The organism is Virgibacillus sp. 6R (assembly GCF_001895305.1).
In the GTDB taxonomy this organism is placed as follows: Bacteria; Bacillota; Bacilli; order Bacillales; family Amphibacillaceae; genus Virgibacillus; species Virgibacillus pantothenticus.
Genome location: NZ_CP017762.1, coordinates 4,692,937 through 4,719,543, shown reverse-complemented (window position 1 = coordinate 4,719,543; position 26,607 = coordinate 4,692,937). Strand labels below are relative to the sequence as shown.

24 protein-coding genes and 4 pseudogenes are annotated in these 26,607 nt (G+C 33.9%); all 28 read right to left on the bottom strand.

The genetic code is table 11. The annotated features are described in order from the left end of the window. Position 1: 1 nt before the first annotated feature. Positions 2-1,053: pseudogene (locus tag BKP57_RS23050) on the bottom strand (tyrosine-type recombinase/integrase). Positions 1,054-1,509: 456 nt separating this feature from the next. Continuing rightward, entirely contained in the window at positions 1,510-1,764 is a 255-nt protein-coding gene (locus BKP57_RS21370; protein WP_072742335.1) for a helix-turn-helix domain-containing protein, read from the bottom strand. Next, on the bottom strand, positions 1,748-2,176 hold the full coding sequence (locus tag BKP57_RS21365) for an RNA polymerase sigma factor (RefSeq protein WP_072742334.1): 429 nt from the start codon (positions 2,174-2,176) through the stop codon (positions 1,748-1,750). The genes BKP57_RS21370 and BKP57_RS21365 overlap by 17 nt, the downstream gene beginning before the upstream one ends. A gap of 272 nt (positions 2,177-2,448) precedes the next feature. Continuing rightward, a pseudogene (locus BKP57_RS21360) lies at positions 2,449-2,745 on the bottom strand (YdcP family protein); the annotation flags it as partial. 12 nt (positions 2,746-2,757) lie between these two features. After that, positions 2,758-3,072 carry a YdcP family protein gene (locus BKP57_RS21355; RefSeq protein WP_072742333.1) on the bottom strand — a complete coding sequence of 105 codons (315 nt, stop codon included), beginning with the start codon at positions 3,070-3,072 and terminating at the stop codon, positions 2,758-2,760. A 322-nt stretch (positions 3,073-3,394) separates the two neighbouring features. Next, complete coding sequence (locus BKP57_RS21350; protein ID WP_072742332.1) at positions 3,395-5,185, bottom strand: UvrD-helicase domain-containing protein; 1,791 nt, start codon at positions 5,183-5,185, stop codon at positions 3,395-3,397. After that, the gene (locus BKP57_RS21345; RefSeq protein ID WP_072742331.1) at positions 5,179-7,392 is read right to left on the bottom strand and encodes an ATP-dependent nuclease; all 2,214 of its coding nucleotides are present in this window, start codon (positions 7,390-7,392) and stop codon (positions 5,179-5,181) included. Before BKP57_RS21345 ends, BKP57_RS21350 begins: the two co-directional genes overlap by 7 nt. A 188-nt stretch (positions 7,393-7,580) precedes the next feature. Further along, positions 7,581-7,766, bottom strand: coding sequence for a hypothetical protein (locus BKP57_RS21340; RefSeq protein WP_072742330.1), 186 nt, complete (start codon positions 7,764-7,766; stop codon positions 7,581-7,583). Positions 7,767-7,844: 78 nt separating this feature from the next. Continuing rightward, positions 7,845-8,907: pseudogene (locus BKP57_RS21335) on the bottom strand (DNA cytosine methyltransferase). 760 nt (positions 8,908-9,667) lie between these two features. After that, the gene (locus tag BKP57_RS21330; RefSeq protein WP_072742329.1) at positions 9,668-10,417 is read right to left on the bottom strand and encodes a hypothetical protein; all 750 of its coding nucleotides are present in this window, start codon (positions 10,415-10,417) and stop codon (positions 9,668-9,670) included. Between the two features lie 11 nt (positions 10,418-10,428). Next, a complete protein-coding gene (locus BKP57_RS21325; protein ID WP_072742328.1) occupies positions 10,429-12,021 on the bottom strand; it encodes a hypothetical protein in 1,593 nt (530 codons plus the stop codon). A gap of 559 nt (positions 12,022-12,580) precedes the next feature. Then, positions 12,581-12,739 (bottom strand): DNA cytosine methyltransferase, encoded by a 159-nt coding sequence (locus BKP57_RS23040; RefSeq protein WP_083547342.1) that lies wholly within the window; start codon positions 12,737-12,739, stop codon positions 12,581-12,583. A gap of 689 nt (positions 12,740-13,428) precedes the next feature. Further along, a pseudogene (locus tag BKP57_RS21315) lies at positions 13,429-13,803 on the bottom strand (GNAT family N-acetyltransferase); the annotation flags it as partial. A gap of 283 nt (positions 13,804-14,086) precedes the next feature. Beyond that, positions 14,087-14,218 carry a hypothetical protein gene (locus BKP57_RS23200; RefSeq protein WP_257786695.1) on the bottom strand — a complete coding sequence of 44 codons (132 nt, stop codon included), beginning with the start codon at positions 14,216-14,218 and terminating at the stop codon, positions 14,087-14,089. A 12-nt stretch (positions 14,219-14,230) separates the two neighbouring features. Beyond that, complete coding sequence (locus BKP57_RS21310; RefSeq protein ID WP_232231272.1) at positions 14,231-15,526, bottom strand: helix-turn-helix domain-containing protein; 1,296 nt, start codon at positions 15,524-15,526, stop codon at positions 14,231-14,233. 156 nt (positions 15,527-15,682) lie between these two features. Further along, positions 15,683-16,540, bottom strand: coding sequence for an MBL fold metallo-hydrolase (locus BKP57_RS21305; protein ID WP_072742327.1), 858 nt, complete (start codon positions 16,538-16,540; stop codon positions 15,683-15,685). Positions 16,541-16,544: 4 nt separating this feature from the next. After that, complete coding sequence (locus BKP57_RS21300; protein WP_232231270.1) at positions 16,545-16,976, bottom strand: MarR family winged helix-turn-helix transcriptional regulator; 432 nt, start codon at positions 16,974-16,976, stop codon at positions 16,545-16,547. Positions 16,977-17,280: 304 nt separating this feature from the next. Continuing rightward, a complete protein-coding gene (locus BKP57_RS22380; protein WP_156875396.1) occupies positions 17,281-17,472 on the bottom strand; it encodes a DJ-1/PfpI family protein in 192 nt (63 codons plus the stop codon). Positions 17,473-17,922: 450 nt separating this feature from the next. Then, positions 17,923-18,270: a VOC family protein gene (locus BKP57_RS21290; RefSeq protein WP_072742325.1), complete on the bottom strand. Its 348-nt coding sequence runs from the start codon at positions 18,268-18,270 to the stop codon at positions 17,923-17,925. Between the two features lie 154 nt (positions 18,271-18,424). Further along, positions 18,425-19,198: an ABC transporter permease gene (locus BKP57_RS21285; protein WP_072742324.1), complete on the bottom strand. Its 774-nt coding sequence runs from the start codon at positions 19,196-19,198 to the stop codon at positions 18,425-18,427. After that, positions 19,195-20,124 (bottom strand): ABC transporter ATP-binding protein, encoded by a 930-nt coding sequence (locus BKP57_RS21280; protein ID WP_072742323.1) that lies wholly within the window; start codon positions 20,122-20,124, stop codon positions 19,195-19,197. Before BKP57_RS21280 ends, BKP57_RS21285 begins: the two co-directional genes overlap by 4 nt. Beyond that, positions 20,124-20,855 (bottom strand): MerR family transcriptional regulator, encoded by a 732-nt coding sequence (locus tag BKP57_RS21275; RefSeq protein ID WP_072742322.1) that lies wholly within the window; start codon positions 20,853-20,855, stop codon positions 20,124-20,126. Before BKP57_RS21275 ends, BKP57_RS21280 begins: the two co-directional genes overlap by 1 nt. A 645-nt stretch (positions 20,856-21,500) precedes the next feature. After that, positions 21,501-22,022 (bottom strand): spermidine N1-acetyltransferase, encoded by a 522-nt coding sequence (gene speG, locus BKP57_RS21270; RefSeq protein WP_050352877.1) that lies wholly within the window; start codon positions 22,020-22,022, stop codon positions 21,501-21,503. 143 nt (positions 22,023-22,165) lie between these two features. Beyond that, positions 22,166-23,317 (bottom strand): MFS transporter, encoded by a 1,152-nt coding sequence (locus tag BKP57_RS21265; protein WP_072742321.1) that lies wholly within the window; start codon positions 23,315-23,317, stop codon positions 22,166-22,168. Between the two features lie 179 nt (positions 23,318-23,496). Then, on the bottom strand, positions 23,497-24,051 hold the full coding sequence (locus BKP57_RS21260) for a TetR/AcrR family transcriptional regulator (RefSeq protein ID WP_050352875.1): 555 nt from the start codon (positions 24,049-24,051) through the stop codon (positions 23,497-23,499). Positions 24,052-24,291: 240 nt separating this feature from the next. After that, a complete protein-coding gene (locus tag BKP57_RS23330) occupies positions 24,292-24,540 on the bottom strand; it encodes a DUF6688 family protein (RefSeq protein WP_306423651.1) in 249 nt (82 codons plus the stop codon). A 228-nt stretch (positions 24,541-24,768) separates the two neighbouring features. Beyond that, a complete protein-coding gene (locus tag BKP57_RS21255) occupies positions 24,769-25,656 on the bottom strand; it encodes a hypothetical protein (RefSeq protein ID WP_050352874.1) in 888 nt (295 codons plus the stop codon). After that, positions 25,643-26,575 carry a WD40/YVTN/BNR-like repeat-containing protein gene (locus BKP57_RS21250; protein WP_072742320.1) on the bottom strand — a complete coding sequence of 311 codons (933 nt, stop codon included), beginning with the start codon at positions 26,573-26,575 and terminating at the stop codon, positions 25,643-25,645. The genes BKP57_RS21255 and BKP57_RS21250 overlap by 14 nt, the downstream gene beginning before the upstream one ends. Positions 26,576-26,607: the final 32 nt, after the last annotated feature.

Sequence of the window (26,607 nt, the reverse complement as noted above, 5' to 3'; positions counted from 1 at the left end):
TTTATAAATTCACTAACTTCTTTTCAATCAGTATAGATGCTAATTTTGGATCATTTTCTATCAATTGAAAAAAGGCCTCTTTGGAAATAATTGGTTCATTGTTTTCTGTTATCTCCACGGAAGATAATTGATTCTCATCTTCCGTGGTAAATTTATTTTTATCTTCTTCTACAAAATTTTTCTCTATCATTAATTCATCTTCCATACGATTAATTTCTCTTCTTAAGATATTTAATAATCGATAATTTTTTCGAACATAATATTTAAGGTTATCTTGTTGGCTATGCCCTAACAAAAATTTAATTGCAGTCATCTCCACCCCTTTTTCTGCTAGAATAGTAGAAATTGTTGCCCGAAAACCATGTGGAGTGACCCTTTCCATCCCATTTTTTCACAGATATGATTCGTGAGCCGATTCAATGCTTTTGACTTTAAGGGATGTCCATTTAAACCATATAATAGTGAATCATTGGGTTGAAGTTGGTACATGTCGATGTGTTCCTTAAGCTCCGAAAGCAGTTTAGAAGGTAACGGAATGATTTGGACTTTATGTTTGCTATTAATATATTCATGCTCATATTTTAACCATTGTTTGTCAAGATGTATGTGTTTTACAGATAAGTTTGTTAAAGCTTCATTTCTTAAACCTGTAAAAATAAGTGTCTTTATAGTCATTGCTGCTGGATGATGCTCTTTTTGAAGTAATTCTGCATAATGATAAACTTGTCGTAACTGTTCTAACGTTAAAATAGGCGAATGATGACCTGCTTCTCCAACTGGTAATGTAATTACTTTAAAAGGATTTCTACTAACAATTCCTAAATCACGATAAAATGAATAAAGGGATGATAAAGCTGCTATTCTTCGTTTAATAGTAGAAACACTGACCCTCTCTTCCTCCTTTTGTTTCTTAATCCATTTTTGGACATAATCGAGCCTACCGTTTTCTAAAAAGGGATTTAAACCAATATCACAAAGGAAATTTTCAAACTCTTGTACATCATGTTGATAGCTAGCTAGTGTGGAAGCCGACCAAAATTTGTATTCTTTCATTGTTTCCAAAGCTTCAATTAAAGTGGACTTGGTTGTTATCAATTGCTCAATAGGCACTTGTTTACTTATTGTCATTACCTCCTTACTCAATTAGTTTACTTAACTATTATAAAAATCAGACGGCTGTTGGTGCAGCTCCTCGGGAATTTCACCCCTGCAAGTATTTCTTCCAGCCCTACTCATAGCTTGCGACGCTTTGAACGCTCGAACCATGACGGTAGGGGAGTATCATTATCCATACTGATCGGTTATCGCCAGCAATCCACCACGATTGCGTTAGATTCATAGATGATCGCTCGTTCCTAACGAAAGTCATGGCGTATGAATCAGGTGGCTCATCATCAGTAAAACGTATCTGATTTTTTGTTTATCCTGCACGGTGTTTTATCTTCCATGCTTTCTTTGTCAAAGAACAAACATATGATTAACGAAAGGGAAAACCTAACCGTTATTTCATCAAATCTTGAAAGCTAGAATACCTTGCATAAGCTTTGAACGTAAACGATCACGTGTATCTTCATCAATGCCCCAATAAGTGCTTCCTTGTTCATCACGAAGCTTACGCATGGATAAGCTTGTTATATAGCTTCCATAATGTAGAACAACTACTTTCATTGCTTCTGGCTCACCCTTACTTGCAGCTATAATAATTGGATACGGTAATAAACCACGTTCGTTGTCTTTCGTGTTAGCATCAATCATCCCAGTCATCTGCATGTTCCTCCAAAAATCGCTTTAACCTTTTAAAAGAGCTTGTCCGCCTATACTGAGCGGTACTACGTGGAATCTCTAGTAGCTCAGCTATTTTTACATCTGATTTGTCAAAAAAGTAGTATAGTAGGACTGTCTTACGCTTTTCTTTCGGCAAAGTACGTAGCGCTTCAGCAAGTAATTTTAGAGTGACTCTCTTACCAGCCACTTGTAGACTTTCTCCTTCTTCTCCTTCATATTGCTTATCTAAGGTATAAAGTTGATTTTCTTCTAGATCAGAAAATGTCAGCTCCTTTGCTTGTTGTTGACGCCTTTCATTATAAATATTAATTGTTTCATTCTTTAATACACGTTTACAAAAGGCGTTAAATGCACAGCGAACTTGCCATTCGGTACGATCTGGTTCTATCATGCATTTCCTCTCCCTTCGCAACTGCAAAGGTGGGTGATGATTTCCCCTTTCATAACCTTCAACAAGATTTTTTATGAAATGCCAAAAATAAGAGTAATTTTCTTAAAAAAATTGTGAAGTGCACAAAAAACCCAACTGAACATAAGCCAGCTGGGCATGAAATTCGATATATTTCATTAAATATTGCGTGTCGGCACTTTACAGCCATAATAATCCCATAACACTTCAAGACATTTCTAGATATGTCGAATGGTATCCAATCAAGATTAAAATATATACCAATCCACATCCGCACCACGAAAGGTTGCATTTGCGACTGTATCGGCAACAGGATTAATGAGTTCCACTTCCGCATTATAATCAAAGTCTTTTAATGGAACGGATGCAGGAATACTGACTTGAATCATACGTCCTTGTTCACGAGACTTTAAATCATAGGTGCGCTCTTTTACTTCCGTTGATACTGTACCATCTTCGTTTTGTAGAAACACTTCCCGACGTAATGACGAAAATTTTAATAATCCGAATGTCTTTTCTTTATCAATGACAATTCCTTCTGCTAATCTCATGTTTTTTCCTCCTTATGCTTTGACCATATCGTCAGCATGTAAAATGTATTTCGTGAAACCGCGTTCACCAATTTTATAACCTTCTACGGTAATCCTAGCATTAACTAACTTTACTTTTTCCTCATGTTCAAAGAATTTCTCTCCAGCTTCTTGTGGCAAGATCACCTCAATATCATCTGCCCGTTGAATATCGGAGTACAAATTATAACTACGTGACAATGTTGTCATGCGTCCATTAATACGGCGTTGTTCCACCTTACCTTCACCAGCATATTCTAAATTACCAAACGTTTTTTCCATATTTGGAATAACATATTTAAGTTCCATATTATTTTACCTCATTTCATTTTTAGAATCTGATAGTATTTTAAATGCGTATAATACCTAACTCGGAGTGGGGGAGATCGTCCTTTTTTTATTTGCTGTGTCATAATATCACTTCCTTTCCGTATAAAAAACTAAATTTAAGCAAGAAAAAAGACGTCCATTTCTGAACGTCCTGAAAAAATATCATATTTTTTCAGTAATACCACCAATTAATTTAATATTTCAGAGTAAAAACTTTTAAATTTATCATTTAATATCATTCAAAATTGGATAACACTGATCCTTTTTGTTTTAAAAGAGCTGGAATTTATAGCTATTAAAATTATTTATTATAGTTAAAAGTTACACTTTTTAATAAAGGAGTTGGAATCAAAGGTGTGCCGGATTTAGTAGTTGAATATCCTTCTTCCGAAAATAGATATAAATTCTTTTTAGCCCTAGAACAAATTACATATAATAATTTCTTTGCGGAATTTTCCCCTTGATCATAACCATTAATCACTTCCTCCCAATGAGGAATCTTACCTTTTAAAAGATTAATAGCTATAACGGTATCGTATTCCTCTCCTTTAACTTTATGTGCTGTCATTATAGTAATTCCTTTATTTTGCTTAAACATTCTATAAAAACTATTTAAATCTCTTGATAAAGAATTATTATTTATCCGTTGGATCATTTCCTTGAGGAATACATCATATTGCTTAAAAATGTTTGGATATATTTCTTTACTAATGTTAAGACTAGTAAATAATAGATTCGTAACAAATCTATATAGCTCTACTCCATCATTTTCACTAAATTTCTTTTTTGCTGAGTTAATTATTTTTAACAGATCAAGATTAATAAATTGTTCTCCAATCTCTATACCAAATTCATTTGTAAAAATATTTAGGATTTCATTCGCAATAAGTTTCCTTTTTCGAACCTTTATTCCGGGCTCTGTAAAATACAAGACAGCCAGTTTAAAAAAAGCACTATGATCATTTACTTTAATTGGCGATACAGTAATGGCATCGAAATTGCAAGTAGGCAATTCCTTTTTCAAATATTCACTCAAGGCAAACAGAGGATAGTGTTGGGGGGATATTACACAAATATCTTCCTCCAAAACATTATTTTCTAATCTTTCTAGTATAACCTTCTTAATTTCCTGTGGTAAGTCTTGCTTATTAATTTTGAAATTATACTTAATAATCCCAATCTCATCTCTATTAGATCCTCGACTCTCAATTTGATAGGGCATGCTTTGAAAATTTGAATAAAAGTCTACTAACCTTTGGGTAGAACGATAACATCCATGTAAAGTTTTTGGCATAAAAGTTTGGTTGGTAACCTTTTCAAGTTCTCCTATTGATTTTGCTATTCCGTTTAGAGAACTATATATTGCTTGATCAATATCACCAACAAATAGAGTTTGAATTGATTTATTTCTCCTTGTAAGACTTCCAATTATTCCATATTGTAAATTTCGGGTGTCTTGAAATTCATCAACATAAATTGCTCGGATATTGTTAGCGATATTAATAGTAACAACATTATTTTCAAATAAAATCCTGTAGGCTAAGAGTAAAATCATATCAAAGTCTATTTCTTTATTTCCCCTTAGAATTTCATGGTACATTTCGGAAATCTTTGGATATTCTTCTTCAACAATTTCAAGGTCCAATGAAAGAGATAAATCTATTTTCTCAAGCTCAAATGATTTTAGTTTTAAGTTCAAGATTTCATTTATTTCATTGAGATATTCTCTTTTAGTATAATCATCAATAATTGTAAATCCTTTTGAGATTCTATCCAAATTCATTTTAAATGGGTATACTATAAACTCCAAACAGAATTGATGAATCGTTCCAACCCATACATTATTTTCTTCTATTCCCAAGGTCTCTAACCGTTCCTTAATTTCATTAGCGGCTCTATTAGTGTAAGTAATTGCAATAATTTTTTTTAATGAATCTTTATATTTTGTTGCTTGGTACGCAATTTTCCTAGTTAGTACCCTAGTTTTTCCACTACCAGGACAAGCAGTAACATAAAGATTATCATTACTTTGAACTACGCTTTTCTGCTCGGCATTTAAATCTTTTAAATATCGAGTAATTTCTTCTACCATGTTACAACCTCTGTACCTAAAATGTTAAGATAATTATCCATTTGATTGATAAAACGAACACTATCCTCATCTTCTTCAAAAAAACAATCTAAAAATTCATTAATACCTTCTTTAATTTCATATTCATTATTTGAATCTATTTTATTTGTTATCTGGACTATCTTTGAGTCTTTCTCTTTATCGTAGTAATTGAGCGTGTATAGTACTATTTTTTTATAAATTGAAATATCTACATATTCTTGGCAAGCAAAAGCAATTGCATCTATAATGTAATGAGGAATTTTAGCTGCAATATCTAAATTTTGGCCAAGCTCTATTGCAAACCATCCTTTTCCAACTTCTCTAGCTAACTTCAACATCGCTAAGTTTCGCTTCAAATCATCTTGTCCCTCTAATTCACTGATATATTTCTGGACTGTGGTTGGTCGGTCAAATGTGTCATCTAATATAGATTTAACATACTTCGTAATGTTCTTATTACTTTCAAGAAATTCCAATTCAAAAGTTGTATCAGCGTAAAATGTTTTAATCCACTTATTATCGTCAAATAATCGAGTTAGTTTCTCTTTTCTCTTCAAACCGTTATCTTCAGCAGTTTTTTTATATAGAGAATCTGTCTCCGGGATAACTTGTTTATCTAGATCGGTAACGATGGCACAGTTTCTTTTTATACGATCATCATGAAATAAACTGGCAACGTATTCAAATGCCGTACTTCCCACGTTAATCAAACCAATTCCTAACTCATCAAGATTTACGCCAAAAACTTTTTTAATAATTTCGGGTATTAATATTTCTTCCGCATCACCTTCAACTAAAACAACACCTTTTGAAAAAAGTAGGCCATTTCTCTTTACATCTAAATATCGTTCTACTGCTTTTATCAAATTTAAATTCTTTTTTTCAAGTCGTTGTTCAGCAAAAATATTGAGGTTTTTTGATGGTTGCATAACAATCGTACTGTTATTAAAAGATTTCAAGATACTCATTTTGGATATTTCAGATGCCTCAGCTAAATGAACGGAGTGAGTAGTCATCAATATTTGGGTATAAGTTTTTTCAAGGCTCAACCCCTCAAATAAAGTCTTTTGAATATGGTGATGAATATGGGCTTCTGGTTCTTCTATCAACATTATATTTAGTAATTCTCTTGATCGACAAGCTTCAAATTCAACAATTTTCAATGCTAAATAAATCATGTTTAAATGACCTAATCCTAACAAGTCTAAATCAATATCTTCCTCTGGTCTCATTGAAAGAAACTTAGCAAGAGAACTCATATCATCTGATAAGGTAGATGATAAAAGTAGATTTGGAGAATATACTGACCCTAATATACCATTTAATTGGCGATTTAAATTTTCTCCAATATTCTTGATTTCTGGTACATTCGTGATTGTTGTATTCAGATTTTGAATAATTAATTTTAGGGTATCAATGTTCTCTACAGATATTTTAGATTCAATTGTTTCAACAATTCTTTTCACTGGATTTCTATGTTTTTTCATTTCGCGAAGAACATCTCTAAGCGCATCAATATATACAACGGATATATGTTTAAAAACATCAGCCATATCAATTTTCGCCCCTAATAAAGCCTCATCATCTTCATCTGGATCCGTTGCCTCATACGAGTTCAAATCTCCCATTAATTGACAATAATTATCATCATGTGAAAAATCTAAATTTGATTTTGAAGTATAGAAAAATTCATAATCAGTTAAACGTATAGAACTTCTTATTTCATCAAAAAGAATAGTATCATCTTTAGCATTAAATAATTGCTTTCGTATATTTTTATTGGGTCTGATATACAAATTAATGCTTCCCTTTTCTACTGAAGTATTTGAAATTAACCCTCGTAAAGCATTTGTATTTTCTACATCATCTATTTTATTCGCTGAATTAACAGATAGACTTGCAAAAACCTCATTGTTCAATTCTTCCTCAGTGATTCCTTCAAAGGTAGCTGCAATAATTATCCATTCTCCTCGCCAACCACCATCAATTTCACTGAAGAAGTCTGATTCCTTTAATGTTTTATTGCTGTAATAATAACTATCATCTAATAAAATTCGTAAAGCTGTAAGAGCATTGGTTTTTCCAGCATCGTTCTCTCCAATAATAGTATTAGTTTCCCTAGTAAATTCAAAATATTCAGACTCATAATTTCTAAAATTTCTTATTTGTAGGTTAGATAAATACATTTGTCAGTCTCCTTATCAATATAATAGTTAATCTAAGTCTATCATAAAGTAACTGACTTCTATATTCATACCAAGAAAATAATACCAATTTAACCTTCTCTAATAAGTTTAACTAAAAAAATGTGTAGTTTAACTTACCCACCTCATGTAAATACTGACCTATCATAATTATCCTCGTTAATCACACCTTATGCTTCTTGTAAACGATAATCTACACGTCCATAAATCACACACCAAAAAACAACCATACTTTCTCCATTTTTATCACGTATCAATTTCCCATGAGGAAAAAACGGAAAGTCCTCAATCTCTATCTCATTTAAAATGAAATGATCGTCAATCCAATCCATCACTTTTGCTTCATTTTCTTCCATATAAATCAGACACCACCTTATTTTGGGCATTAAAAAAGCATGACAGAATGAATTTGTCACACGTTAGTTTCGTTCTATTTATAAAACTTCTGCAATACCTGCCATAATATATTCCGCACATGGTACAGCAATCGCATTGCCAATTGCTTTATATCTAGCATAATCACTTATCGCTTCACCTTTATTTCCAAGGGCTGTCCATCCCTCTGGTAGTCCCATCAAACGTTCACATTCTAATGGAGTAAGCTGACGTATAAATCCTTCTTTTTCTTCCCCTTCGTACCAAAATGAAAAATAATTTACGGATCCTGCGAGTAAAGTGGGGAAAGGATCTCCTGTTCTTCCGAAACTGCCGTGAAATCCTTTTTCATTTCTTTCCTTTGTCGTACTTCGCATACGTCTTTCTTGAAAGGGACGGATGATGGGTATTTCCCCCCCTTGCTTTTTGAGTAGATATTCTACTGGTAATGGTGGAGGACAGCCTGATTTCTCTGCAAGACGTAAAAACCGATTGCAAATCGCGGGCCTTAAATAGTATTTCTGTGGCACGTGTTCCTCCAAAATCTGCCACAAGAAAGATACGTCTTCTTCTTTGAGCGAGTGTGGGCTTTCCCCAATATTGGGCATCCAACAATCGCCACGAGATATCAACATCATTCCCTCGGACCATTCCAGCGTTTGCCCAGACTCCAAAAGTAGGCATTGGAATTTCGGTATTTGTGAACGATTCAAGCACGGTCTTAAAATCCAACCTGTTATTTGATGAAAAAGCTCCCATGACGTTTTCCCAAATAGCGATAACTGGATATGTTCCATTCGTTGCACACCTCATTTCTTCTATAATTCGTATTGCATGATAAAATAAACTGGATTGACTTCCAGTAAGACTTTCTCGTTTACCAATATTGGATAGGTTCTGACAAGGTGAACCAAATGTAATGATATGAACAGGTGGAATTTCCCCACCATTTACTTTAGTAATATCTCCAAAATGAATCATGTTAGGAAAGTGTCGTTTTGTAATAGATATAGGTGCTTTTTCAATCTCACTTGCCCATATTGGTTGAATCTCATAACGAGAAGCAGTTAATGGAAATACACCAATCCCATCAAATAAACTTCCTAAAGTTAGTTTTGTCATATTCCACCTTCTATTCTCCGTTTTTAGGCGTAAAAAAAAGACGTTCATTTTATTTGAACGCCTTACAATGTTTTTATTCTATTGTGTTCCCACACCCCAGATCAATTACCACCGAAACGGTAATGTGGTTTTTCAGCACTTTATTTCTCGTTTTTTCACCTTCTCCTACAAACACGAAATGCTTGTGAAAGTGTTTAAAACTAAGGATTTCTATATAGTTTCTCTTTGTAGCAACGATACACACTCCACATGAAACGTTTGATGGAACATATCGACTAAGGTGTAAGTGTTTAGGAACATATCAATCTTTTAACCTGAATTCATACAATCATACCCTTAAAATTTTCAGATTTACATTCCCAACTTACTTGTTTCTCTATCGCTTTAGTCATTATTATTATTTCAATTCCTTAATCTAACAGTAAGAAATCTAAATTAATAAGCAATCTGTGTATATCTAACTGCTTACAGAATCAATAATCAACCAATTCATTTTTTATTTCGTTGTAATTAATACTATATCTAGGTTCACCATATATCTCTCCAGAATCATTGTAAATATTAACAAAGATTTTTTGGCTTAAAATGTTGAATTCCTCTTTAGTAAGAATATGGAGCTGAAACCAGCTAGTGCGGTATGATAGAATAGGCTTTTGTCACTGGATCCGATTCGCTTGCCTTTGTATTTGAAAATGTTATCACTCCTTTCTAGGCATAAAAAAGCAGTCAATCTTTAGAGACCGACTGCTAATAGAATTATTTATGTTATTACTTTGATTTGCCGTTTGCCAGTTACACCTGTTTGAAACACATTGAATTTACCAGCGGATTCCCAAATCCCAGCTACGATTATAAACTTACCACGATTATTATATAAACTATCTCTAAGATAGGAAAATAGTTTATCATCTGATACTTTTAATACAAATTCATATTTTTGTGAGCTTGGAGCTACTAGATAAATTTCCCGTTCTTTTGGATTGTAAAAACTTCCAGCCTTTACTTTTGCTTCAATAATTTTGCCTCCAAATACGCCTTTAGGATACATATACTCACTTCTATCATCTAAAAGCATTTGTCCAATTACTTGATTATTATAACTATGAGTACAAGTGTAAGATTTACACATATCATAAATTTGGCGAATGGTTCGTAATGGTTTCAAATTGGATTCTCCAGTTTTATAAGTATTAGGAGATTTCTTTTTCTTTGTAGGAGAACTGGAATTCAACATATTTTCAAGAGCTGTCTGAAAGTTAAATGCACTTTCATCAGTATTGTTAGGCTTAAAATCATTTGATGAACCAAATCCACAACCATCTATATGGGGAAAATCATTTCTATTAGCACTAAAATAAGCAGTTGATAAACCGTCAACACCACATAAATACATATGAGCGTTACAATTAGGATTTGGACAGTAGTAACGTGTATCCATATCTTGCTTTAGAGCGTCTTGGGCATAAAATTCTATTGTTCTCATATTGTCTTTATATACATACATTGCCATATTAGCACCTCCTAAAAATTTGGATTCCAATTATACTCTATTGTTTTTTCACGCCTTAGCTTGAGATGAGGGCCTACAAAACCATTGCGGATTGGAAATTTCATCTCCACATCATATTGAACTTGTGCAATAAAATTATCATTTTTCGGGAACAAAGCTCTGTCTTTTCCACGGCGTAATTCTTTTTTGTAAAAGACCATATAAATTATATCGGCTTCCATATTACCATGTTTTACTTTGTTTGAACTAAATCCATAGTTCTCTAAAACTTTAAGCTGATTTATGATTTCCTCTACTGCTTTTTTTACATGATTAGGTCTTTTGGCTCTCATAAGATAAATAACTGCTTTAAAACGCTTTTTATCATCTATACTAATATCTTCAATTTCAGTTATGCGGTAATCCTCGGTTTCTATGTCTGGATAATAGCGAAATGAATCTTCAAATTCATTTCTAGTTTCATCATTAATTGGAAACATCAGCACATTTTTATCTTTAATTACACGTTTCCAAGCTTCTCCTAGATCTATCACTCCGTTTGCTAAATCATTAATTACTGAACCATTGACTGTAAAGAATGAATTAGCCACCCTCGGAGAATGGAACAAAACCATAATAGTATCTTCTAGCGATAAATTCCTTAGTTGGAATACTCTTTCAGCCGTATATAAGCCTAGAAAAACTCTTGAATCAATATCTAAATCAACACCAGTGAATTCGACATTTACATGCTGTCTTTTCTCAGTATTATTATTAATATCTAACTGATATACTTTATCGCAAGCAGTAAGCAATGTAGACATCGATAGCTTCTCAAAAAAGAGTGAAGTATCTTCGTGGACAGAGGGATTTTGATATACCTCATTATAGGTTATGTTTTCTTCACATAAATAGCTGAACCAAGACAGTATTATGGCTGAAACTCCGTCATAAAGTTGCAGTAGCAAATCTTTAAATTCGTATACGGTAGATTCTTGTTCAAGGTGTTGCGCACCTCTTCGATAAGAAAACACCATTTTTGTACCACTAGCTTTTACACCGCCGTGAGATATTGCATTGCGAATGTTTGAATCAGCTAAATCTGTAATTGTCAAAAATCCTCTTTTGGCAAGACATTCTATTTGAGGTGTCAGATTTTTTTGGATGAGATTTTTACCCTCAATTACACTTTGAAATTCAATAAATAATTTCAATATATTACTAAATGCAGTGTTCAATAAATCATTATATATATTAATGCTGAATATTTTAGCTTTAAGTTCTTCACTGCCCTTGAACCTGTTCATCAGCATTATTCTTTCTTCTATATCTAATATGCTTTCATAAGCATAAGCTAAGAGGTGGAAATTAGACAATAGCGTCGATGACATGACATCTTTTCCTATTCTACTTTCTATCTCTTCAATTTTATCTTTAGAAAAAGAAAATATATCATTGTCCCAATGCTTTATTTGGGGATTTTTAAGATACTTATATAGAATTGGGTGATAAATTGACGGTAAAAAATCTGCATTAGGAAATAAGCCTAAGAAAGTTTCTTTTACATCTTCTAAACCCGTTTCTTTATTTGCTTCCCACCAATTTATATAATCACTTACTTGCACACTTTTCCACCTCCATCTTTTTATTAAATTCTACTTATAGTAGAAACAATAAGAATCAGAAATATTAATTCTTAATTGATGATTTACACTAAGTGGTCCGATTGTTGAATATCATACTCTTATATAGTTTAACATAAAAGAATAATATCACTCTAAAGAAGTAAGAAAGTACTACGAAATGCAGTGCTAATTAGTATTAAATTTTCCAAAATCGGTTTTCATCTTATACGTTTTTGTATTTCAAAAAATTCAAAAAAAAAAAAAAACGGGGAACGGGAGTGATTTTTTGTATTTCACATTCCTTACGCTTCTTATATACGATAGTCCACAAGTCCATAAATCACACACCCAAATATAACAACTATTTCTCCGGCTTTACCACGTATTAATTTTCAATAAGGAAAATGCGAGAAATCTTTAATTTCATCGATAACAAAATGATCGGCAATCCAATCCATCACTTGTGCTTCATTTTCTTTCAATGAAATCACACTCCCCCTTGATTTAGACAATTAAAAGCATGACAGATAGAATCTGTCACACGTTAGTTTGGTTATATTTATAAAACTTCTGCAATACCAGCCATAATATATTCAGCACACGGTACGGCAATCGCATTTCCAAGTGCTTTATATCTTGCATAATCACTAATAAGCTCATCTTTATTTCCAAGGGTTGTCCACCCCTCCGGCAATCCCATTAAACGTTCCCATTCCAATGGGGTAAGTTGACGAATAAATCCTTCTTTTTCTTCTCCTTAGTACCAATATGAAAAGTAATTCACAGATCCTGCGAGCAAAGTGGGAAATGGATCTCTTGTTCTTCCGAAACTTCCATGGAACCCTTTTCGTTTTTTTCTTTGTCTGTACTTCGCATACATCTTTCTTGAAAGGGTCGGACGATGGGTATTTTCCCCCTGCCCATATTGGTGTAATTCCGTAACGAGAGGCTGCTAATGGAAATAAACCAATTCCGTCGAATAGCCTTTATTATGTTATTCGAGTCAAATTTCAACTCAATTCTTCATATTTAGGCAATAAATATAGAAGCTCATTTTAATTGAACGTCTTAAAAGTTATGATTCCATCTCTCAGATCAATTATAACTAACATACATTTTTCGCCTTAAATGTTGTGCACTTTACGCTAACATTTAAAAATAGTATAATTAACTTAACTTTAGCTTCTGACTGAGCTAAAAATCAAAAGTTATGTGCTTAGTATTTTTTGTACATAACTAACGGTGCTGTACTAGATAATATATGTGGTCGTACTATAAAAGCATCTTGCGAACCGTAATTGTACCATTCTGCGGAAACAATATATATTATGTAAACTAGAATTATTTCAAGCGTAGCTATAAAGTCTGAACTCTCCTCTTGATCAAACTTGATGTGAGTTAAGTGGATTAAATTTTAAACGTTTGAATTAGACATAGTTCATCATCGATTATGTCCTGTCTTTCATGGGTCTCAATATTTAATCTATTATAAACCTTTTTCCAAAATGCAATCGCACGTCTATTTTCTGCAACCTGAATTACAAAATATTGCCCTTGCTTCTCTTTAAATAATTTTTCAACAGCCTGGAAAGCCAAACCTTTTCCTTTGTACTTATTGAGTATAAAGAAGTCGTTTATTCCATAATCATTGCTTTTATTCAAAAATGGGCGTTCTAATAGTAATATAAACCCGATAATATCACCGCCCAACTGTATAAAATAAGGCGATAATCCATCTACGGTCCAGAAGTTATCTAATTCCACATAATGAAAGATACCATTATGTTCCTATAATAAGGAGAATATGTATAAATGCAAAAGTAAACGGTGCGGTCATCGTAATTACATACATTGCTTTTTCAATCTTACGGAGTCTTCTTTGTTTTGAGTTGGCGATAATAAAGAATATGGATATGAGTATTAAAAAAAGCTAATGCTTTTAAATTTTCTAGAAAGATAAGCAAGTAAGCCACTCTTCTTACTTTACTTATTGATAAAACAAAAATACAGAAGTCTTATATCTAGTTTACTAAATACAAGACTTCTGTGACCAATTTGTGCTTAATTAAACATTTTCAACTTCAACTGAGGAAACTCCTGGCAAAAGTATTGCTGTATCCTCGTATTGAACATTTGTAAATACCAATCCGCCAAGAAGTAGCGCCCCACACGCAAATGATAAAATTACTTTTTTCATGATTCTCCTCCTCTACAATTTAATTATTTGCTGATAACTACTATCAGCTAATTTATAATATTGCAAAGATGCTTTATATTTACCCATTTTCTCTAGGTGGGTAGCTAGCATTTTTGCATAAAACAATAAATGATAGTAATCTTTTCTTTGTTTTAAGTAAGGTATTAATTCATCTGTTAATACTGATTGAAACCTCTTTGTTTCTCCATTTAACAAATGTGTATATATTTCGATAATTTTGTCATATAATTTATTATAATTATAATACTCAAAACTCTCTTTAACCGATTCTAATATTTCAGAAGTTTGGCGTAAGTATTTACCTGCTTTTTCATATTCTCCAATTGTATAGAGTTCTTGTATTAGACGAGTAAGCGATTCTAATTTTATTTTTTCAGTTAAGTTATTATTTTGTATGGCTACCAAATAATGTTTAATTGCTTCTTCAGAGTTTCCCATCAATGAATGCAGGTAGCCGAGATTATAATGTGCTAGATGGATCACATCCTCATTATTGTGTAATTCACCTAAATGTAAAGCTAAATTGTAGTTTTTAATCGCTATATCTGACTTATCAATTTTTTGATACGCGATTCCTAATAGAATATGACATTGTGCGCAACGAGCAAAATTGTAATCTCGTTGAAATATTTCCATGGCCTGTCTTGCATACTCTATTGCCTCTAGATCCTCCCACAAATGACTGTGAGTCACGGAGATCGCGTAACGTAAATCAGCAATTTCATCGTCGGTAATATTTGCTAGATTAGTAGTTTCCTCCGCCAATTTATAATACTGCATGGCTTGTTGATGGTCTTCTTTATGTGAATTGTAGGTTCCCTTAAATTTATACCAGTAATATTTATGTGTAGGGTTAAATGAATCTGCCATCTCATGAAGCTCATTAATTTTTTGTAGGGCTTTTCCTAGGTCACGTAAAACACAGTAGTAACGAATTTTATGGATCTCGAACATGAGGGTTTGATCATTAATACTTCGATCCATCAGTTCTTGCAACTCTTCATACTTTGTTACCATTGCTTGTTTGTCCAAATGATCAAATAGCATTGCGTACCATTGTTTACATTTTTCTTCGATTTGTACATCTGGCGTATCCGTGAGTTCGATTTCTAATCGGTTACAGAGTAATTGAATAATCTCTGGGCTTGCTTTTGTCTTCTTGTTTTCTATTTTTGATAAGTAGGATAATGAAACAATGCCTTCTGACAATTCCCCTTGTGTCATATTACGCTTTGTTCGCTGTAATTTGATAATAGAACCTATATCTACCAATTTATCACCTACCAATCTCCCGTTAATCTATTATGTATCTAGTATTATTGTAACATAAATCCAAAAAATGGCTATTGGGAAAATAATTGTATTTTTCTATTATTTTTTAGGTAAAATCCTTCCTATAAGTAATGAGTTTTCCTAAATCAGGAAAATTACCAGTTTGCTAACCTAACTAACAGATAATCCATTCATAAAACAATAAACAACTTCTTCTTCTAACTGACTTAATTTACGGTTTAATTGAGCAGATAGCTCATTAACCAAATTCAAGTGGTTTCTTTGGTGTTTTTCAGTTAAATCACAAATTAAATTCAATAGATTTATATACCCCATAAAATCATCTTTAGATAATGGCGGTTCATGTGAAAGTACATAAATTTTTGCATCAAACATTTCAATATTTTCTAGGAGATGCCTAACATTATCAATCCTATATTGCGGTTGTTGTGTGTATATACTCGGATACAAGCAGTCCCCTAAGAAAAGTGCTTTTTCTTCCTCTACAAAAATAAGTGATGAGTCATCAGAATGATCCCCGCCTACATGTTTGACTACACACCGAATACCACCTAAATCAATCTCCAATTTGTCTTTAAACGTAATATTAGGTAGCGTGATAGTAATATTTCTGTCTGTTCCAAATTCTTTTTTTATCATTTCTGAACAAAACGGATTCTCTAAGCCTTTTTGTACACGATTGTTTAAAGCTTCATCTGACCAATCATATTCCATCATTTTTTCAAGATGCATTTTTGTATTTTCATGTGCTATAGTTAACTTATTCATTTCATTTGTCCCAAAGCTATGATCCCAATGCCAATGGGTTAATACGACAGCATGATGATTCTTAACTTGACATCGATTTAGTTCATCAAGAAATAACTTAGCATGTTTATCCGAATTTCCCGCATCGACAATTAATGTTTGGTAAGTGCCACATATGGCAGACAGTATTGGCCGATCTGTTTCCGGATCAGGTGGTAAATAATGTATACGATCGGTTAGTTGGTTTAATTTTTTCTCCATTATACTAACTCCCTTTGTTTTTTGTAGTGCCAACAATTTTATTTAATGTGTCAAGAACATTTTTTAACTCCGTTAACGTTACTTTTGAGTAATATTTTTTCACAAGAATATCGTCAATTTTTTTAAGAAGCTTTTGAAATTCTTGCCCCCTATCTCCAAGATAAATCAATGTTTCTCTGCGATTTATTGAATTCTCTCTACGATATATCAATCTCATTTCTTCAAGCTTAGAAATCACTTGGCTTACCGCACTTTTCGAAATATCCAAATGGTTTGCAATATCTTTTGCAATTACTGGCTCATTACGAATGATGTAAAACATGACAATTTCTTGTTGCGGAGTTAAATGAAAACTCGCTAATTTCTCAACCTCTTTTGTTTCTTGTAACACTAACAACTTAAATTGCTCAAATTTTTGGTTGATTTTGTCTATCATTATTATGTAATCATCCATTAGTTTATTATCCCTACTTTCATTTTAAAGTTTAGTTTAGTTTACTTAACTATTATATATTTGTCAACGATTAGGGGGAATTCGATATATGTGAAAAAATAAACTAACTTTAATCATGCTCCTAAGTTCCCAATGATTTGATTTCTTCTAATATACTACTATCTCCCCACTCTACATTTATTTTCTATTTATGATATTCAATAGTTTTAGCGGTTCTCTCAGCAACCGTCTTTCTCATTATTTGTTCAACTAGATATAATGCCATATTAATTCCTGAGGATACTCCTTATGAGGAATTAATGTTACCGTCATGTACAACTTTGCAATCAGAAGCTACTTTTATAGCGGGATATGTTTTTTGTAATTTATGTAATGCTAAATAGTGTGTTGTCGCACTTTTCCCATTCGATAAACCCATTTCACCTAAAATAAGTGCTCCAGTACAAACGGAACAGATATATTCAATATGTTTATGCATGAATATCCATTGTTGTAATGGATCATTTTTCGCTAAGATTCTACTGCTCTTAAAGGCACACCAGGTATTATTAAAATATTTAAATTTGGATGCTTATAAATGCTATAGTCAGGTTATACCGATATACCAGCATGTGTTTTAATTTTTTCTCCAGTTTTTGTAATGGTCATTACAAAGGGTCTTGTTGGAAATAAATGTTTTTTATAAAGTTTTAGCATTTATTCAGCTTTATTATTTGCGGTTAATGAAACAACTTCTGCTGGACCAGCAAAATCTAGGATATCTACGTAGTCAAAAAGTAAAATGCCAATTTTTTCTTTTTCAATAAATTCATCCTTCCTTATAGTGGTAAAGAGAGCATGCTCCCTCTACTATTAGCAGAGGGAGTGAACTATATGCACATTATAGCAATCTAATGTAATGTTATACTTTTACTTAGACACATCCCTATCATACATAGGATCGATTCATAAATACGACTCTCCATCCATCTGGATCTTCAATGGTAACTCCTTTTTCCTTCCAATATTCATTTTCAGGTTCTACCTCTTTATAGCCCATATCGTCCATTCGCTTCACTAACTGATTTATTTCATCCTTGTCTTGCATATAAAAGACAATCAGATTATCCTTCGTTGGTGCTGGACAAGGGCTGCCGTTCTCATGTGAGGTGAATTCCAAATGGTAGTCCAAGTGTGGAAGACCAAATATAACTCCCCTATATCCTCTCGTTCCATGGAACTCTTCTATTTTAGTTAAACCAATACCCTCTTCGTAAAATTGAATGACTTCTTTCAAGTCTGGTTTTTTCCTTTATTAAATATTAAGGCGTTAAAAACATTATGTTTTACATAATTTTTAAAATTTCCTAGAAGTATACGAATACATATACCATAATAGATTAATTAATACGAAACAAGTAAGTAGTTCTATTTTTTGAAACTTATTCATTCTATAACGTTTTTTGATATTTTCGAAACGCCAGCAGAACAAGTGCGCAAGAGACAATAAACATCAAAACTAAATAACTGCTATTAGGTATTACAACCGACCAATCTGGTTTTGTCGTAATAACTTCTCTTCCTGCTTCTACTGCCCAATTAAGCGGATTAAAAGCAGCAAAGTTTTCAACCCAATTTGGTACCAGTTCAAGTGGAATAAACATTCCGGAAAGAAATATAAGCGGCATGGTAATTAAACTGGCTGCAGCAGTTAGGCTTTCTTCTTTTAAAACGAATAATGCCACAGTGGTTGATAATATCCCCATTCCCAACCCCAATAATACAGCAATGATTGTAAGTTGGATGATTCCAATTAGTCCTCCTGAAAATGTTGCTCCTAATAAAGCTGCTACACCGATCATAATCAGTGCTTGAATAACCATCGTTACGGTTTCCTGCAATAACCCCCCCATTGCGATTGCCGAACGATAAATGGGTGAAATTAATAAACGGTCAAGAATCCCCTCCCTGTGATCATTAATAATTCCTATACCAGCATGAGCACCAGCTATCATCGTACTCATCATAACAATTCCAGGTCCTAAATATTCAATGTATGATTCACCGCCAAATCCAGGGATATCTGCCATACTTGAAAATACTTCACCGAATAAAAACATCCATAATACTGGTTGAATAACCGTCATTAAAACAATAAACGGAACGCGAAAATAGATTTTTAAAGAGCGAACAAAGATCCATAGTGTATCTGTCAATAGTTTCATTCTGCTTCCTCCTCTGCGCTTAATTTTTTACCTGTATATAGAAGGTACACATCTCCAAGATCAGGCTTGGAAACGGTAACAGATGAAACATTGATCTGATTTCCTCTTAATTTTTCTAAAATTCCCGCTAGTTTTTGCTCTCCTTCTTCTACCATGACCAACAATTGATCCTTATCCTCTAATGTTTTGTACGATGCTTGTAAAATAGAATATGCTTGTGCTTGTTTATCACACGTAATAGTAACGGTATCTTTTCCAACTTTGCTTTTTAATTCCTCTGCTGTTCCTTCTGCGACAATCGTTCCATCATTAATAAAAGCGATCCAATCAGATAATTCATCTGCTTCTTCCATATAGTGTGTAGTAAGAATGACAGTCATCCCTTCTGTATGTTGCAGCCGCTTAATAGTATTCCACAATTCTTTACGTGCTTCTGGATCTAATCCAGTCGTAGGTTCATCCAGAAACAGCAATTTCGGTCGATGAATAATTCCCATAGCAAGATCGAGCTTCCTTCTCATGCCTCCAGAATAATTTTTGCTTAGTCGATCCGCATCTTCTTGTAAATGAAATACACGTAGTAATTCATCCACTCTTTCTTTTAACTTCTTCCCTTTAAGCCCATAGATCCTTCCTTGCAGCGTTAAATTTTCTCTTCCTGTTCCCATTGAATCGATGCCAGACGATTGAGAAACGCAGCCAATTAAACGTTTATCTATTTTTTTATTCCCAAAAATCAGGATTTCCCCTTCATCTGGATAGGCTAAGGAAGTTAGCATACGAATCGTGGTTGATTTCCCTGATCCATTTGGACCAAGCAAGGAGGATATCTCCCCCTCTTTCATTATTAATGATAGGTTATTTAATGCAATTACATTTTTGCCATATGTTTTCATTACATTTTTCATCTCGACTGCATTTTTCATTAAATGTCTCCCCTTTTCTCTCTTACCGCCATCGCTTCATTAATAAAATGAATAACCTCCTTCGTCATGGGATAAAACATTACGCCATCACTTTCTTCATTTATTGCATTCCATGCGTGATCAAGAAATTCTTTATCTTCGCCAAACATATCAACGACGCCTTCTATCCAACGATCTACAAGCTTTTGAGCGATCTCGGATTCCGGAGCGGCATGTAAATTTTCTTTTATTTCATTAATAAGCTCCACCCATATCTCCAATTTATCTTCATCCATATTAACCGACAGTATTTTTTCTTTTTCTTCTTCACTCATATACTGATTCAATATCGTATCGATTTTGTTGTTTTTCTTTTGGAATAACTGCATGATTCCAAAAACCAATTCCCAATTTATTTCCTTCTCTATTTGGATCGTATATAGGATGGTACGTAACGATTGTTCTAATTCTTCAATATGCTTTTTCTGTTCTTGCACCATTATTAATTGTTCACCAAATGCATCTTCCCATGAATTTGACGGTTCCTGCAAAATACACTGTATCTTATCCAATGAAAATCCTAAAAATTTTAATGATAAAATTTGTTCCAATCGAAATACTTCCTCTTCGCCATATAATCTATGTCCCCCTTCTGTTGTGCTTTGCGGTTGAAGCAAGCCAATTTCATCATAGTAATCCAACGTTCTTACTGTGACACCTGTCTTTTTAGACAGTTTTCCAATGGTGTACATATGTTCATCGCCTCCTCGTCTTGCTACTTTAAGTATAAAACAGCACGTAACGTTTGATTCAAGCTTTTTTATTAGAAATTCAAGAAAAAAAGATCTACTCCATCAATGAGGAATAGATCTTTTGGGGGTATAGTAGGGAAAATGTGATATACAACGATAAAGAAATTCCAATATAGAAAGCGATAATTCTTTATAAAGCGTAACCTTTGTAAAGGACATTAAAAAAGCCTGGATTAGTTGTAAGAAGGTAAAGAGGATCTCTATAAGGAACAGAGATCATCGTTTGATATCTGTAGTGATTTTTTCCAATGGGAATCCTAATTTATCGCAAATGGGTTCTATAAGCCATAAGTTAGCGCTTTGTTTTACAGTCGCTTCCTTGGGGGGTGACCCCTCTTAGTCATACGAGAACCTTAAAACCGATTATTTTCCCTCCATAATTAAATAATTTTGCAATAGCCTAGACGCTATCTTTCTGCGTTCATTACAAGCTTCGACAGTACTTTGACACTTGCTTCCACTTATATGGAGAGTTGAGCTTATAACACGCAATTTCTTACAAAATCATGCGCTAATTGACATAGAGGGCACTTTTATAACTCGAATTTCTGCTACATACTGCTTTATTATAATTCAATCAGTAACTTATGGTTTGTTAAGATATTCACGCTGGAAGATACACATACGTAACACATCGTGATAGCTTCCATTTACAAAAAATTCTTCTTTTAGTTCCGCTTCTACAGCAAACCCTAGCTTTTTATAAATATGAATAGCTTTTTCATTTTGTTTATCAACAATGAGGTATAATTTATGCAAGTTTAACGTTGCAAATGCATAGTCCATTGCTAATTGCGCTGCATGAATAGCATATCCTTTGCCTTGATGATCGGGGGAAATGATAATTTCAAACTCTGCGTTTCGGTGAACAAGATAATCAATGTATGCAATATCTACTAACCCAATTTTTTCTTTTCCTTTTCCTTCTACGATAAAACGTCGTATATGTTGATCCTGAGCTTGTTTCTCATACATTTCCTTTAACCTTGCAAACGAATAATACGGTTCTTCAAACCAATACGACATGATTTTTGGGTCGTTAGCTAACTCATGAATAAACGGTAAATCTTCTTCCTCTAAAGCGCGTAATCGTAAATGTTGTTTCATTTTTATAAACCTCCATAATAGCTTGTTACGAATAATTGTTAAATCAGTATAAACTTGAAAAAGGAAACATATTAAAATCTACTGCTTCAGATAATTATATATGTTTTACCACTATAAAGAAAACGATACTGCTTTACCATCTACTATATAGATGGGGATGTTTGCTTTTTCTTAGGATTAATAAAGCTAGCTATTAAACTCGCACACCCAAATAAAATAAACGTAAATGCATATCCAAAAAAACCAATGCACAAACCAGCAGATAAGGAACCTATAACTTGCCCAACTGCTAATAGTAGAAAAGGAACACCGATACCAAGTGAGGCGTTATGAATAAATACTCTTATTCCCCAAACAAGTAATACACCTGTTAGAAATATATAAGAGCCCCCAAAGAGTCCTGCGGCGGAATATGCAATAAACCACTTTTCAGGTGAAACAGCTAAAAGAATAAAAGCGAAAGATAAAAGTACGGTAGCGATTCTATAAGAAAAAGCTAAGCCTTTCTTTTCAATCAATGATCCTGAAAATCCGCCAAGAATTCCTAAACTACCGATGACCACCCAAAATATGGATAGCTGCCAATCCTCATAACTACCAGCACTTTCAAAAAAAGAACGAGAGAAAGTCCAAAAAGCAGCCGAGCAAATTCCTAACACAACGGAAGCGGTACTTAGCTTTACCGATCCTTCAACCCCTTTAATCGAATAATCTCCTCTTTTGAGTACCATTCGGGTTGAATACATCGACTGCTTTGGGATAATTTTGAGATTCCAAAGCAATGTTATAAATGTTAAAAGTGCATAAATGAAGTATGTGATTCGCCAATGTGGTGTTAATAATAAGGCTCCTAATCCAGAGAGAATAATACCGATACTTGTACCAGAATTAATCCAAGTATTTGCTGTTCCCTGCTTTTTCTCTTCTATCCAAAGTGATATCGCAGCTCCATAAGGAGGAGATACCAGCCCTGTACTCGCACCGGCTAGTAGAACACCTAATCCAAGTATATAGATATTTGGTGCCAACCCCATCAATAGCAATCCAAATAGTGCAGCAAGACCAGCAGCAAAAATCATTTTTCGAGGGCCTTTCTTAATAGTAATAATGGTTGAAATGGTTATCGTAAAACAAAAGGCCACATAGAATAATGCAGAAATTGTACCAGAGGTAAGATTAGAAAATTGTAATGAATCTTGTATATCAGGAAGAAGTAATCCGAAACTAAACCTAGCTAGTCCGTATGTGGAAGCGATCATTGCTATACCAGGTAAGATAAGCCGCAATAATTTCATGGTACCCCTCCTTGACTAAAATAGATAGAACGGTCTTTCTATTTTCATCCGTGATTTTACCTACTTTGTTATTCATTTACTACCTTCATAATCTGCTCTAATGATTTAAACTACCTACTTTTTTGTTACGTACTTTTTCCGTCTTTATTTTGAGACTCCACTTTTTAAGGATAAAAAAATTACGAAGCCTGTTGGACAAGTGTCCGAGCTATCGCAATCGAGTGTGAAGTTGCTTCCTCCGCGCCGATTAATGCCGCCATCGAAGTCGTGCCTTCTAGCAATAATGTAAATTGATTGGCTAAATCTTGTTGGTTTTCCTTTCCTTTTTTAAAAGCTAATTGTTGAAAATAACATATTAGCTTGGATTTATGATTTCTAGCTATGCTCTCTATTTCATTGTTCTTACCTGCATAATCTTCAATTGCGCGTAAAAACATATCTCCTTTAAGTGAATGCTCTTTTAACCATCGACCATGCGCTTCTACAGCAAGGATAAATGGAGAATCTGAATCCAATTCAACATATCGATCTAAATAAGACCAGTAGCGCTTTTCACGTTTTTTGAGAACTTCTTCAACTAGTTTCTCTTTGGAGGAAAAATGATTGTATAATGTCATCGTTGCTACATTAGCTTCTGTAATAATTTGCTTTAAACCAACGCCACGAAAGCCTTTTTCGTAAAATAAACGTTCAGCAACTTCTAATAAAGCTTCTCGTTTCATTGATGAGCTCATATTTTTCACTCCTTATTTCAGTAGAATGAACATTCTATCTATTATGGTAGCAACTTCTAAAATGAACGTCAATTTTTTAGAATATGGCATCTGAGGCATTTACAAACGGTATTTTTGCATCCGAAAAGAGAGGACATTGTTGCAATAACTTACTCCTTAAATAAAGGGAAATCCCTAAAACTTACTCCTTCTTTCTTAAGTCCGTGTACTGCATATGAATTCTGTTCTCTGGAGCTTAATCTACCGTGCACAATAAAAACAACCATTCCAATGGGTTTCACGAGTAAATAAACGATATCCGCCGACCATTTGGAATGGATAAGTTCGACTTAGTGGATAGCTATATACGACATAATATTTCCGCACAATCTGATGGAGGAAAGGCGTATAGGTTTTGAAAATATTTTCAAAAGCATTGGCTAGTAAAAGTTGACGATTAACTGGAAGTGCTATACCGTGTCGAAGCCCAGTTCTTATTGGCCTTGCCAATATTTATGCCCTTGGTGTAGTGACCGTACACAGATAATGTCCATCTCCTCCTACCATGATAGGCTTAGAAACAGGGATTTGCGAATAATTAAACGAATCGGGTAGGTGCTGTTATCTCCCATTTTGACTTGTTCCGTACATACTCTTCAACAATTGAAGCAGGAGTCACACAGCACCTTATATCGTGAATAAATGGCGTTAACTTGAAGCATGTTATCTTGAGTGATTTCATTTTTCAGCAGGTTTAAACAGACTACCTTCCCTGCCTTGAAATTCAAGATTTATTGGTTCATTATCATCCATTGTTGCTTTGTATAACGTAATATTTCCTGTTTGTTGTTTTCCATCGTTGATTGCCTCAGCATCAAAGTCTTCATCTAATGCGATCGTCCATACAGCTTGATTATCTTTCATTAATACAAGGGCAAGTGTTCCGTACTGAATGACCTGATCCCAACTAAACGTTTCAGAAGTGGCTTTTGTTATAATAGTGATCCCTTCTGTGTTATTTCGCATCTCTACACTTTCGCCACCCCATCTCCCACGGGTAACTGCTCCTACTTCATAGTAAGAACCCCCTATTCCGCGATCACCATATGTAGCAATAAATTGCTGGAGTTTGTCATCGGAGGATTTATAGGTAACTGCAGCTATATCATTTGCTAACCAGTCTATTTTAGGTGTGCTACTCACATCTTCTGGCAGCTTTTGATGTGACATTGCTAAAATACCGAGTTTGGACCGATAATATGTAGCCTCTTTTGTATCCACCTGCTTTTTTATGGATAATACTTGTTTAAAGTCAGGTGAAATGCTAATGATATTTTTTATCTGCTGGTTAGTGGAAATGAACAGCCAACTATTTACAATCGCAAATATTCCAAAGCTAGTAATGACAAGCAGTCTCCATATTTTTGATAGACGTAGCAAAAACAAAAGCGCTAATGCTAAAAAAATAGCGAAACTTATATTAAACAAGTAAAACAGACGATTATCAATGTACTCTACTTGAGGGTAATTGGATTGAATAAGCAAAAAGCCAATCTGCCCACTGAATAGTAAAACCGCTAATAGAAACAGCAACCAACCTGTTATACGTAACCTACTCTGTTTCATCTGGTTCCACCTCCGATACGAATTCCCATGTTTCTCCGCCGTCTGTTGATTTAAATTTCCCTTTTACTTTTCCACCTTTATAATCTCCATTTGGCCCTTGTTGTACAAGCATGATTAGGTGATCACCTACTTTTTCAGGAGTTTCAGCAGTCACAAAATGTAGCTTATATTTATCTGGCACGTGAACTTTTGCTTGTTTCCATGTCTGCCCTGTATCTTTCGTTACATAAAGTTCTGGTGATTCAGGGTTAATGGTACCATAGGACAGAAAGCCCGTGCTTTCATCAATAAATTCACCATTAGCAATCATCCTTGTAGTATTTGGTCTTGATGCTTCTCTCCAGCTTTTACCACCGTCATAAGTAAGATGAACACTGGAAATTTCTTGAGACATCGTTCGACCGCCGGAAAGTATGGCATAGCCAAAATCATCATTCAAAAAAGCTACTTTCCGAAATCGAATAACTGGATAATTTTCAACGATAACCGATGTCTGCCATGATTTACCTTTATTTAAGGAGTAAGTTATTGCAACAGTGTTCTCTCCTTTCGGATGCAAAAATACCGTTCGTTCTTCAGAAAGTATGTAACTTTGCGGAATCAGTTCATCCTCCCTTCCGTTGTAGTCTCCAGCAAATAAAAGACTTTTCTCGATCGGAACATGGATCCAGTCTGTGCCTTTGTCGTAAGTAACGAATAATTGTTCGTTTTCTATAGCATAATCGACGGTCTGATTTGTGACCAATGAATCAGTTGGATTTACGTCTTCGGGCAAATCCGATTCTTCTTTCGTATTACCTTTTTCGGCTTCGTCAAGATCTGCTATTGAAGCGTTTGAAAATGTTTGCTGGTAAATAACGGTAGCAATGATTAATCCGATCAGCATAAGAGCGGAAATACCGGACAATAATGTTTTCATGTGAAGGCTCTCCTTTTTTTTAGAAAAATTTT